This window comes from Pseudoalteromonas sp. SR45-4 (assembly GCF_014163535.1).
GTDB lineage: Bacteria > Pseudomonadota > Gammaproteobacteria > Enterobacterales > Alteromonadaceae > Pseudoalteromonas > Pseudoalteromonas nigrifaciens.
In genome coordinates this window covers 24,260-36,804 of the sequence record NZ_JACJDO010000003.1, presented here as the reverse complement: position 1 = coordinate 36,804, position 12,545 = coordinate 24,260, and the positions used below count along the sequence as shown (strand labels likewise).

12 protein-coding genes and 1 tRNA gene are annotated in these 12,545 nt (G+C 39.9%); 1 reads left to right on the top strand and 12 read right to left on the bottom strand.

Annotated elements, in window-relative coordinates; all coding sequences use genetic code 11:
• Positions 1-155: 155 nt before the first annotated feature.
• From H5058_RS02260 to rppH, 11 genes are all read right to left on the bottom strand, one after another.
• A tRNA-Arg gene (locus tag H5058_RS02260) sits at positions 156-230 on the bottom strand.
• A 58-nt stretch (positions 231-288) separates the two neighbouring features.
• Positions 289-945: a FlgO family outer membrane protein gene (locus H5058_RS02255; protein WP_182676750.1), complete on the bottom strand. Its 657-nt coding sequence runs from the start codon at positions 943-945 to the stop codon at positions 289-291.
• Positions 946-956: 11 nt separating this feature from the next.
• Positions 957-1,649, bottom strand: a complete 693-nt coding sequence (locus H5058_RS02250) for a FlgO family outer membrane protein (RefSeq protein WP_182676747.1) — start codon at positions 1,647-1,649, stop codon at positions 957-959.
• Positions 1,650-1,662: 13 nt separating this feature from the next.
• Positions 1,663-2,256: a FlgO family outer membrane protein gene (locus H5058_RS02245; RefSeq protein WP_182676745.1), complete on the bottom strand. Its 594-nt coding sequence runs from the start codon at positions 2,254-2,256 to the stop codon at positions 1,663-1,665.
• Between the two features lie 51 nt (positions 2,257-2,307).
• Positions 2,308-2,961 carry an SPOR domain-containing protein gene (locus H5058_RS02240; RefSeq protein WP_182676743.1) on the bottom strand — a complete coding sequence of 218 codons (654 nt, stop codon included), beginning with the start codon at positions 2,959-2,961 and terminating at the stop codon, positions 2,308-2,310.
• 431 nt (positions 2,962-3,392) lie between these two features.
• The gene (gene galU, locus H5058_RS02235) at positions 3,393-4,271 is read right to left on the bottom strand and encodes a UTP--glucose-1-phosphate uridylyltransferase GalU (RefSeq protein WP_182676741.1); all 879 of its coding nucleotides are present in this window, start codon (positions 4,269-4,271) and stop codon (positions 3,393-3,395) included.
• A 23-nt stretch (positions 4,272-4,294) separates the two neighbouring features.
• Positions 4,295-5,146, bottom strand: coding sequence for a thymidylate synthase (locus H5058_RS02230; RefSeq protein WP_182676738.1), 852 nt, complete (start codon positions 5,144-5,146; stop codon positions 4,295-4,297).
• 10 nt (positions 5,147-5,156) lie between these two features.
• Positions 5,157-5,960: a prolipoprotein diacylglyceryl transferase gene (gene lgt, locus H5058_RS02225; protein ID WP_089367854.1), complete on the bottom strand. Its 804-nt coding sequence runs from the start codon at positions 5,958-5,960 to the stop codon at positions 5,157-5,159.
• A gap of 12 nt (positions 5,961-5,972) precedes the next feature.
• Complete coding sequence (locus tag H5058_RS02220) at positions 5,973-6,782, bottom strand: sulfite exporter TauE/SafE family protein (RefSeq protein WP_182676736.1); 810 nt, start codon at positions 6,780-6,782, stop codon at positions 5,973-5,975.
• Between the two features lie 67 nt (positions 6,783-6,849).
• Positions 6,850-9,114 (bottom strand): phosphoenolpyruvate--protein phosphotransferase, encoded by a 2,265-nt coding sequence (ptsP, locus tag H5058_RS02215; RefSeq protein ID WP_058372750.1) that lies wholly within the window; start codon positions 9,112-9,114, stop codon positions 6,850-6,852.
• 28 nt (positions 9,115-9,142) lie between these two features.
• Positions 9,143-9,661, bottom strand: a complete 519-nt coding sequence (rppH, locus tag H5058_RS02210; RefSeq protein ID WP_008111786.1) for an RNA pyrophosphohydrolase — start codon at positions 9,659-9,661, stop codon at positions 9,143-9,145.
• 426 nt (positions 9,662-10,087) lie between these two features.
• Between rppH and mutH the strand changes: the two genes are divergently transcribed.
• The gene (gene mutH / locus H5058_RS02205; protein WP_011327439.1) at positions 10,088-10,759 is read left to right on the top strand and encodes a DNA mismatch repair endonuclease MutH; all 672 of its coding nucleotides are present in this window, start codon (positions 10,088-10,090) and stop codon (positions 10,757-10,759) included.
• A gap of 412 nt (positions 10,760-11,171) precedes the next feature.
• Here the strand turns inward: mutH and eno are convergent, their stop codons facing one another.
• On the bottom strand, positions 11,172-12,470 hold the full coding sequence (gene eno, locus H5058_RS02200) for a phosphopyruvate hydratase (protein ID WP_011327438.1): 1,299 nt from the start codon (positions 12,468-12,470) through the stop codon (positions 11,172-11,174).
• Positions 12,471-12,545 lie beyond the last annotated feature (75 nt).

Sequence of the window (12,545 nt, the reverse complement as noted above, 5' to 3'; positions counted from 1 at the left end):
ATTTATTCGACTGAAGTGATAAATTAAATTAGATGTTTAAAATACAGAAGTATTAATAATCTTTTTGAAAATGAATGCCTGAGTTAGCACTGCTACATATGTGCTAGATGAAGTTTGAATTTCAAAGCACCAACCTCGTAACTAATTGATTTTATTGGTAGCCCCTGCAAGAATCGAACTTGCAACTGCCCCTTAGGAGGGGGCCGTTATATCCATTTAACTAAGAGGCCTAAACTGAGGCTAAAATTATAACGGCATTGTCTTTTTTGGATCAAGTGCAAACTGTGTTTAATTACTTGATAAGTAGATATCTTCTTTGTTTAAAACGTATATTGGTATAAATTTTCGGCTACTAGCAACGACTTGTTTATTATTTACGTTTATAACTCGGGTATTCACTGTAACGCCATTGGCGCGGTATATTAACGTACCACCGAGTACATGGCTTGCCATATGCTTTTTGCTGAGATTTTTTATGTCTCGTGAAAAAACAAAGTCGCCACGGCGATTTACGTTTATTGCATCACTCGTTTTAAAATCAACTACCCCATAACCAAACTTTTGCAGCTGATGAATGAGGGTTTCTGATATTTGATTACCCAGCTGGTTGCTGTTATTTAAGGTGGCATCTAAATCGACTATGCTTGTTACCGCTATATTTATGCTCTCATCAAGCTCACTGCCAGACTCTAAGGTGTCGACTAAATCAAGCGCCATTTGCTCTACATAATTAACCAAGGTTTTATGATGCTTTAACGGCGTAAATTGTTGCGACGAGTCGTATTCACTCTGCGTTTTTAGCCCTTGTGCGTGCTCATAACGAGCATTTATATCGAAATGGCCTGCATTATTAGTTTTAACCTGCTTATTATTGCCAGCAGTAGAGCACCCTGCTAATCCCATCAGGATAAATAATGCGGTAACGCTATTTAATTTGTAACCCATTACTGCCTCGCTCATTTACTGGCTTGTTTAAGCATAATGCCATCGGTTCTGTAACTACTATTAAGTGCATCAACCACTGACTGAGGAATGAAGCCTTGTGCTGTTCCTACTACGGCTTTACTGGCTAAGCCAATAATACGCGCATTTACAAGCACACCACCTTGATGGCTTACTAAAGTACCGGCTAAAACATAGTTAAAGTTTTGATCTTGGTTTAGCTCAAGGTAGTCGCGGCTAAATACAAAATCGCCGCTTGGAGTTACGCGCATATAATCGGTAGTTTTAAAGTCGATAACAGGTATGCCAAAGCTATGTAGTTCATGCATAAAGCTTTCGGCTATTTGATTTCCTAACAAACTTGCGTCGTTGTAATCATCATCTAAAAACACAAAGCTTGAAACTGCCAGTGGTGTTTTTTCGTTCACATATTGTAGGTTTTCTACCATATTTTGCATTATGCCACGCACATAATGATTAATATTTTTACGCGATGGCGTGCTCGATTTTGAATAATTAGTATGTTGCACTAACCCCGACTGATATACCTGGTTGTCGGTCATTGGGGCTGCCACTGCACGCTCGCCATTAGCCAATTGTACGGAGTTGTTTTGATTTTTTTGTGTGGTTTCTGAGTTCATGCCTGTTAGCATTTGTGAGCACCCAAAGCCCAATGGCAAACATAATGTAAGTAATAGCTTTTTCATTTTGTGCTCCTAATTAGTATTCGCTGCGATATAAGTTATTATCGCGTTGCTGAACCTTTTCACTGCCCCACATTACATTAATCGGGATCTCGGTACTGCCAGCTGATAAAACGTGTTTATTGTTAATATTAACCAATCGGGCATTAACAATGTAAGCATGTTGCTGGCGCGTAACTGTGCCGGTAATTATTAAGTCAATATTCTGACGTTCGCGCAGTTGAGTTACATCTCTGCTAAGCGCGCTGTCGGCGTTAGATGATAAATTTATATTATTACTTAAACGGTACTCAACGGTGTTATATCCCAGTTGAGTGAATTGCGTTAGCAGGCTTTCTTGAATTTGTTGGCTTAAACCTTCAGCTTGGCCGCTGGGAAGCTTTGAATCTAGCGCGTTTGCGTAATAAAAGTTGCTTACCCCAATGCGAGAGTTACCGCTTAAAGGCCCTTTAAAGTGACTAAGCTGATAAGTTAAGTTATTTACGTAATCGTTAACCGTATAAGGTGCCATGGCTGCTTTACGCGCAGGTGTGCTTACACTTTGCTCAGGCTGTGGTGTTAAGCTACATGCTGCTAAGTTTACTAATAATAACGGTAATAAAAGGCGCATAGTTGCCATCCTCAAAAAACATGACAATAACAAAGCAATTACTATGCCTATTTATAATTTTAATGGTTGTTCTGTGTAATTACTAACAATACAACTCACTTGATGCTGCTTTAGTATGTCGCAATCTGCCGTTGCATTATTTTGAAGCTTATAAGCGCCAATTTTTAAGCGATAAAAAGTAACCCCTTTAACCTTTGCAGTCTCTACGTTAGCAATAAATGGGCTTACTAATAGTTTTTTAGCCTTAGATTTCACTTCATTATAACTTTGGGTTAATCGTATCCAATCGGTAACAGATGCAACCTGCAGGGCAAACAATGGCTGTACTACTTTGGGTTGTGAGGTAACCTTGGGGTGTAAATTAACAGCCGCCTCTGGCGCTGTAGTGTCTTGGTTTAGATTGCTCGCTTCTTGGTTTAGATTATTTTGTGTTGCCGACTCTCGTTGCGCTACTTCATTTAATTGGCTAATAAGTAACTTTAAATCATGTTCAATAACAAGCAAACGTCTAACGCCCGCTTTAGCTTGTTGCCACTGTTGAGATGATGCTCTTAATTGCGCTAATTCTTCTGCCGAAATAGTAACCTCATTACTAACCTTATTTGTGGTAGTAACATTGTTTTGAGCCTCTTTAACTTTACTACTGCATCCACAAAGTACAATTAGGCTAATACTTAACAATCTCATTAGCTGTTGTTTTATCATATTATTTGCCTTTAAATTTTTGCTTGGTTTTACTAAACGCCAACTTTATATATTACTTAAACTGGCATACAGCGCAGTTACAGACAACACTATAAACAAGCCTATTAATTTATGTTTATCTACATACTTACTATTACTGGCTTTTAACTACTGTATTAACTTTAGCTCGACTTATAGGTATGTGTTAGCACACAGATAAATTGAGTTTCAACGTTATGACTAATCAGCTTTAAATACCTAAAACATACTTCGCTAAATTTTTTGGGTGTAATTGCCCACAAAACAAGTTATTTGCTGCAGCGCTAAAATTTTACAATCGCTTTGTGCCGGAGCTTTATTTTTATCGCCAAATACAACGATATTAACGACTATAAAACAAAAAAGACGCCATATAGGCGTCTTTTTAGTTATTTTTATAAAAAGTAGGTATGTTAAATTAATGTTTTAATAAACGTTTTTAACTCGTCAGCAAATTCTTCACGACGTAGTGCAAACTCAATAGTTGCTTTAAGATAACCAATTTTACTACCACAGTCGTGGCTACGCCCTTTAATTGCGTATGCATCAACAGTTTCGTGCTGCATTAGCATGGCAATAGCGTCCGTAAGCTGAATTTCGTTACCAGCACCTTGCGGTGTTTTAGCTAGTAATGGCCAAATATTTTTACTTAATACATAGCGCCCTACTACTGCAAGGTTTGATGGTGCTTCGTTAACTGGTGGCTTTTCTACCATGTTATGAATTGGCGAGCTTTCGCCTTGTTTTAGCTCAACACTGCCTAAGTCAACAACACCAAATTGATCAACTTCAGCCATTGGTACTGGCTCTACCATTATTTGGCTATGTTGAGTTTGCTCAAAGCGATTGATCATTTCGGCTAAGTTATCTTTACTAAGATCGCTTTCCATATCATCAATTATTACATCGGGTAAAATAACCACAAATGGTTCGTTACCTATAATTGGCGCTGCACAGTTAATTGCATGCCCTAGGCCTTTGGCCTCGCCTTGGCGTACTTGAATAATGGTTACATCTTTAGGACAAATAGACTGTATTTCGGCAAGTAGCTGTCGTTTTACTCGTTTTTCTAGTGTGGCTTCAAGCTCAAAACTAGTGTCGAAGTGGTTTTCTATTGAGTTTTTACTTGAATGCGTTACCAGTACTATTTCTTTAATACCTGCAGCAACGGCTTCGTTAACTACGTATTGAATTAGTGGACGGTCAACAACCGGTAGCATTTCTTTTGGAATTGCTTTGGTGGCTGGTAACATGCGTGTTCCTAGGCCCGCTACGGGGATCACTGCTTTCATGGTGTTTTCCTTAATCTGTTTTGTTATACCGAAAATGGGTATTGAATGGCTTCGTGACACTCATAACCTGTCACTTCAAAGTCATCGCGTGTTACCCAGGTTTCTATATCGTTTAGTGATTTAATGTTTGGATTAATTTTTAACTGCGGCGATACAAATGGCTCGCGCTTTAACTGCACATCGCGCATTAGCTCAAGCTGGTTTTCATAAATATGCGCGTTGGTAATTTTATGATACGCCTTACCCGCTTTATGCCCAGTAATTTGCGCCACTAATGCCAGTAATACAAAACACTGAATTTGATTAAAATTAAGCCCTAGCGGTACGTCGCAGCTGCGCTGAATCGACGTTAAATAAAGTGTGTCACCTAATAATGAAAACGTGTGGGTGTGCATACACGGGCGTAAACAGCCAAGCTCAAATTCGCCTGGGTTGTAAAAACTAATTATTTCACCGCGATCGTCTATACCATTTTTTAAGTTATTAATTACTTTTGCTAGTTGGTCTAGCGTTGAGCCATCTGGGCGCTGCCAAGCACGCCCTTGTACGCCATAAACACGGCCCATGTCGTCATCACCTTTACGGTGCGGATTATTAAGCCAAGCGCTATTTTCGTTTGCGTTTGCATCCCAGGTTTTACAACCTATGCTACGAAACTGCTCAGCACTGTCATAGCCTCTTAAATAACCTAATAATTCAGCAATAGCCGCTTTGTAATAGCTTTTACGTGTGGTGATCATAGGAAACTGATTATTCGCCACATCGTACTCTAAATCGGCGTTGATCACGGTTAAACAGCGTGTGCCCGTACGTTTGTTTTCTACCCACTGGCCTTCATCAACAATACGCTGACATAATTGTAAATATTGTTTCATGGTATTTATTCTAACCCTTTACCGCTGTTTTTTGTGGTGCTTGCTTATAAGCCCAAATTAATAAGCCTAATCCGCCTACGATCATAGGCAGCGAGAGTATTTGCCCCATCGAGATAAAATCAGCAAATAAACCCAGCTGTGCATCTGGTTGGCGAAAGTACTCAATACAAAATCTAAATGTGCCGTAACCTAGTAAAAATACACCCGCTACACTACCAGCAGGGCGAGGCTTTTTAATAAACCACTGTAAAATTAAAAATAATACTAAGCCTTCAAAAAATGCTTCGTATAGCTGCGATGGATGGCGTGCTAACGGCCCGCCGGTTGGAAATACCATAGCCCATGGTACATCGCTTACTCGACCCCAAAGCTCACCATTTATAAAGTTACCTATACGTCCAGCTAATAAACCTACCGGTACAAGCGGTGCAACAAAGTCGCCTACTTGCAGTATTGACTTTTTACGTGTCCAAGCAAAAATAACAACCGCGGTTATCACTCCTAAGGTGCCACCATGAAACGACATTCCACCTTGATCTATCCTGAACAAATATAGGGGGTTTTCTATAAAATAGCTAAATTGATAAAATAATACATAACCAATACGCCCACCAAGAATTACCCCTAGCATGCCGTAAAATAGGAAGTCGCCTACTTGGTCTTTAGTCCAACCTGAATTTGGTTTTGCCGCTTGGCGATTTGCAAACCACATTGCAAATGCAAAACCTATTAAATACATTAATCCGTACCAACGTACGCTCAGTGGCCCGACAGAAAATATGATCGGATCGATTACAGGAAATTCCAGTGCCATAAAAATAAACCTTTAGCTAAAAACCATTTTAATTGCGATGATAACAAGTAACACCGCGAAAACTTTCTTTATTGTATTAACCGGTAAATAGTGGGTTGCTTTAGCGCCAATAGGCGCTATAAACCACGAGGTAATTACAATCCCAAATAATGCGGGTAAGTATACAAACCCTGCAAAACCGTGTTCTAAATCGGTAACCTGCCATCCGGCACTGATATAACCAATAGAGCCAAAAAAGGCGATTACAATTCCGCATGCTGCAGCGCAGCCTATGGCCTTTTTAATATCAACCGAAAAATAATGCAGTAAAGGCACTATTAGTGCGCCACCACCTATACCTATTAACCCTGATAGCCCCCCCATAATGGCGCATAAGCTGCCTAAAATAGGACCCGACGGTAAAGGTTTTTCTGACAAAGGTTTATTGCGAGCTGATAACACCATTCTTAAAGCAATAAATACCACGCTTACAGCAAATACCGTACGTAATATTTGCTCGGGGATTAAGCTTGCAGCAAAGCCACTAATTAGCGCGCCAACAGCTACGCCCGACATAACCCAAGGTGCAATAACCCAAGGCACGTTATCATTTTTATGATGAGCCAGCGCTGAAGATGTAGAGGTAAACAAAATAGAGGCAAGCGATGTTGCAATGGCAATAACTAATACGTTTTCAGCAGCCGTTACATTAAAAGCGAGTAATAAGGCACTTAATACTGGCACAATAATTAAGCCACCACCAATTCCGAGTAACCCGGCTAAAAACCCGACAACACAGCCTAGTAGCGCGCAACTTGCAACCAATAATCCTAGATCATACATAGTTATCCCATATACCTTTTATTATGCGCGTATCTTAATGGATTCTGATTACAGTTAACACGAGAATTTATTTGGGGGTATAAAATAAGTTACCCAGCTCATGCTCTATCATAAAGCTGCGAGTTAAACGCAATACTTGCTTAGCCGACGATTGCGCTAAGCACTCTTTAAGTAATGCTTCCATTTCGCTGACATGTAAGCGCCTAAGCACCCATTTAACTTTATTTAATGATGATAAGTTCATACTTAAACGACGATACCCCATGGCAATAAGTAATATTGCGCCTTCAGGATCGCCGCCAAGCTCGCCGCATAAACTAAACGGTAGCTCGTATTGCTGGCACTCACGAGCCACTTTATTTAATACTCTGAGCACTGCAGGGTGATACGGGTTAAACAGTTCTGCAACCCGCGCGTTTGATCTGTCTACAGCGAGCAGGTATTGCGTTAAATCGTTACTGCCCACTGAGCAAAAATCGACTTTTTTAGACCAGTCTGCCAGCATAAATACACTCGACGGTACTTCAAGCATAATACCTATATCGGGTCGTTCAATTGTTTGCTCTGGGTATTGCTCGTTCAGCTCAAAATACGCTTGCTCAAAAAGAGCTAATGATTCGTCTACTTCTTCTGTACCACTTATCATCGGCAGCATTATTTTTAAATTACCTAAGCCTATATTTGCTTTAAGCATGGCTTTGAGCTGATCTAAAAATAGCTCAGGGTGATCTAAACTAATGCGAATACCACGCCAACCTAAAAAGGGATTTTCTTCGGTAATATTAAAATAATCGAGAACTTTATCGCCACCAATATCTAACGTTCGCATTACTACCGGATTAGGGTAATAACTATTAAGTACTTCTCGGTACCAGGTTTCTTGCTCTGATTGCGATGGAAACTGCCCTTTTTGCATAAACCAGGCTTCGGTGCGGTACAAGCCAACGCCGTCACAAATATGGGCACTGTTTTGCTGCGTGTTTAACTCCAGCCCCGCATTGAGTAGTAAACTTATGTGTTCACCATCAAGGGTGACCGCTGTAAAGTTTTGCTCGGCTAAAAAACGATTATTAAGTAAGTTGTCTTGGTGCTGTAATTCTGTGTATTCATCAATTAGCATTTGCGATGGGGAAATATATAACCGCCCCGAAAACGCATCCAAAATCATTGGTTTACTATTTAATTGCAGTAATGGAATATCTTCGATGCCCCAAATAGCAGGCACGCCCATAGCACGGGTTAATATTGACGCATGACTGTTTGCCGAGCCATTTATGCTCACCACCCCCACTAAGCGATCGTTAGGCACCTCAGCCAGCATGGCTGGAGTAAGTGTATGCGCTATAAGTATGGTATTGGGTGGATAATCTTTTATTGCGAATTCGGTATTAACAAGGTGGTGCAACACTCGCAGGCCAATGTCTTTAACATCAACCGCGCGCTCTTTTATGTATGGGTCTTGCATGGCATTAAACTGAGCGATTAAACGCTCAATTACTATTTTTAAGGCGCTTTTTGCACACCAACCTTGTTGCAACTCCATCTCAACGTTATGACCTAAGCTTTTAGCATCGAGTAATTGCTGATAAACATCAAAAACAGCCAAAGCCTCATGCGGAATAGAATCACTTAGTGTCATTGATAGTGTATTAAATTCTTTTCGGGTTGCCGCTACGGCTTGGGTAAATAAGCGTCGTTGCTCATTTACATCGCTTTCTTTTTCAAGCTCAATTGATTTAAAGTTAACTTTAGGAATAACTACAAATGCATGGCCAATACTAATACCCGGAGCACTCGACACCCCTTTTAATACTGAGGTTTGATGAGAAGACTCATCTTGACGCAATACTTCTTTTATTTCAGCATGCGCTAATTGTGAGGCAAGTTGCGCCGACAAAGTAATTAAAAACGATTCTTCATCTTGGCTAAATACACGTGCCATTTTTTGTTGTACTACAATAACGCCCAGTACTTTTTTTTGATGCACCACAGGCACAGACAAAAATGCATTATAGCCTTCTTCGTTAACTTCTGGGGAGAGCTTAAAACGGGGATGAGATTTGGCAAAGGCAATATTAATTGCCTCCTCGCGCTGTGCCACCAGCCCTACTAGGCCTTCGGTAAAGCCAATTCTAAACTTACCCACCGCATCGGGGTTTAATCCTTCGGTGGCCATAAGTACAAAGTTATCTTGGCTGTAGTCAGCAAAATAAATAGAGCAGCACTGGGTTTGCATGGCTTCTTTAACCATTGTCACAAAGCACGCTAAAGCACTGTCTAAATTCGCTTGTTGCGAAACCGACTCTGCAATAGACCTAAGTGTTGCCAGCATGTCCTGCTCCTTTAATTTACTAAACTAACTACCTTTTATTTCGCCAATGATCTTTTTGCTGTTCGCGTTTATTAAAAGGCATAGCAAAAGGAGCAAACTCTTTCATTACACGCCGATAAACATCGCGTTTAAACGACACCACCTGCCTTACCGGATACCAATAACTTACCCAGCGCCAATCATCAAATTCAGGATGGTGGGTTTTAAGTAAATTTACATCCTCATCTTTACAGCGTAGTTTTAGTAAAAACCATTTTTGTTTTTGCCCAATACATACCGGACTTGAGTCTCGGCGTATTAATCGTTTGGGTAACTTATAGCGTAACCAATGTTTAGAACTTGCAACTATCTCTACATCTTCTGGTCGCAAGCCTACTTCTTCGTGTAATTCGCGGTACATGGTTTGCTCTGGCGTTTCACCATCGTCAACACCGCCTTGGGGAAATTGCCAAGAATGTTGACCATAACGTCTAGCCCAAAACACTTGTCCTTGGTTATTGCAAATTACAATTCCGACATTGGCACGAAAACCTTCGGCATCAATCACCTTAGTGCCTCATTTGTAAGTCGATTTTTAATGATTGTTCCACATTACCTGCTTTACGGCAAACAATATTGGAATATTTACTGTGGTTACTCACAGCTTGTGCATAACTTTTATAAAACACGCTCATTTAGCAAACAAATCCACAATATAAGATCGCAAAACTGGATTTCTCCACAGATTCTGTGGATAAACATGTTTATATATGTGTACTCATTCAAACAACCTTAGTGTCACTTAATGAAAACTGAACAGTTTATTTTTAAATTTTATTATAATTCATGGGCTTATATTTATTTAACTGTTTATTAAAGTGTGTAAAATTGCACCAAACCCAAGGTGCACAAAAAACACTCAAAGGCAAAGATATCCACGGCTGGACTGATTTGCTATCATGGCGATGGTATTTATTCAACTTAAATAAACAGTATGCGACCTATAAAACCACATTCAATTAATGACTTAATGCAGCGTGTTAATAATATTGCTGGGCTTACCCTTGGCCAATTAGCCAATGAGTATAACTTTAAAACGCCTGACGATTTACTCCGTGAAAAAGGCTGGACGGGGCAATTAATTGAATATGTATTAGGCGCAACTGCTGGCTCAAAACCACTGCCCGATTTTGAAGATTTAGGCATAGAGCTAAAAACATTGCCAATTTCTTATAAAGGCAAGCCGCTAGAAACCACCTTTGTATCGGTAACCCCACTCATTAACGTTACTGGCATGACCTGGCACGCAAGCAGCGTGCGTAAAAAACTAAACCATGTACTTTGGTTGCCTATACTAAGTGAGCGCGACATAGCCCCGTTTGATAGAACCATAGGCAGCGGCTTTTTATGGCAACCCACACCTGAGCAAGACGCTTTATTGCAACGCGATTGGGAAGAACAAATGGAGCTTATTGCGCTAGGGCGTATTGATGAAATATCGGGGCATTTAGGTGACGCAATTCAAATTCGCCCTAAAGCCGCGCACAGTAAAATAGTAACCGATGCTATTGGCCCTAATGGTAAAATTATTAAAACCCTGCCCCGTGGTTTTTATTTAAAAACCAGCTTTACCGGCGAAATTTTAAAACAGCAGTTTCAACTTTAATTTGTACAAATAGAAGTAAATTAGGGCGGCATAAAATTTAACTTGAGGCGACAACTAACTTGAAAAACTCCGTTGTGAGTAAATCATTTAAAATTTTTGCACAAAGAGAAAAAATGAGAGTAAATGAGCAGTGACAAGACACATTATTTAGTCTTTTTAGCTTCTCTAAAGCGTAGCGCCTCATAACCTCTTTGTGCATATATTCACTTAAAGTCTTTTCACACTACTTTTAACATATTTAAACTAAAAAGAGAGATAGAAAACCCCACCTAAAAAACCGTATTTAAACTGTTACTGACAGTTATCTCACTTCTGATTTTCTGGTTACTGTTTTACTTTTTTTACCTAGGCAAAAAAAATCCCCACCAAAGTGAGGATTTATAAGCTTAAACATCATATTCTAATTAAAGAATTACTGACCTTTAACTTCTTTTAAACCGTTGTACGGTGCTTTATCGCCTAATTGCTCTTCAATACGAAGCAATTGGTTGTACTTAGCAACACGATCAGAGCGGCTTAATGAACCTGTTTTAATTTGACCTGCGGCTGTACCTACTGCTAAATCTGCAATGGTTGAATCTTCTGTTTCGCCTGAGCGATGAGAAATAACAACTGTAAAACCAGCATCTTTAGCCATTTTAATTGCAGCTAATGTCTCAGTTAAAGAACCAATTTGGTTAAACTTTATTAAGATTGAGTTAGCAATACCGTTGTCGATACCACGTTTTAAAATCTTAGTATTGGTTACAAACAAATCGTCACCCACTAATTGGATTTTATCACCCATTAGTTTAGTTTGGTGTGCAAAGCCATCCCAGTCAGACTCATCAAGGCCATCTTCGATAGACACGATTGGGTACTGCTGAGTTAAATCTTGTAAGAAGAAGTTAAATTCTTCAGAAGTGAACTTTTTGCCTTCACCTTTAAGATTGTAAATATTTGCTTCTTTGTCGTAAAACTCAGAGGCTGCACAATCAAGCGCTAATGTAATGTCTTTACCTAGCTCGTAGCCTGCATTTGCAACAGCTACTTTAATTGCAGCTAGTGCCGCTTCGTTAGATGCAAGGTTTGGTGCAAAACCACCTTCGTCACCTACCGCTGTTGAGTGACCGTCTGCTTTAAGTACTTTAGCTAGGCTGTGAAATATTTCTGCGCCCATGCGTAGAGCTTCACGGAAGTTTTTAGCGCCAATTGGTTGGATCATAAACTCTTGAATATCTACAGAGTTATCTGCATGTTCGCCACCATTGATAATGTTCATCATTGGTAATGGCATAGAGTAAACACCCGGTGTACCGTTTAAGTCAGCAATATGCTCATAAAGCTCAACTTTTTTAGATTGTGCAGCAGCTTTAGCCGTTGCTAGCGATACTGCTAAAATTGCGTTAGCACCTAATTTTTCTTTATTTTCGGTACCATCTAAATCTAGCATTACTTGATCAACAGTGCTTTGCTCAAGTGCATTTTGGCCTGCTAAAGCGGTTGCGATTTCATTATTAATAAAACCAACTGCTTTTAATACGCCTTTACCTAAATAACGAGATTTATCACCATCGCGTAATTCTAATGCTTCGCGAGTCCCTGTAGATGCGCCAGACGGCGCCGCAGCACGGCCCCATGAACCATCAGCTAAATGTACATCAGCTTCAACAGTTGGGTTACCACGCGAATCCATAATTTCGCGACCAATTACTTTTACGATTACTGACATCTTGATTCCTCTATATTCCCAAAATGGTGAATTACTGCCAACTTAATTTAAACTAATTTGGTTGGCATTTAAAAC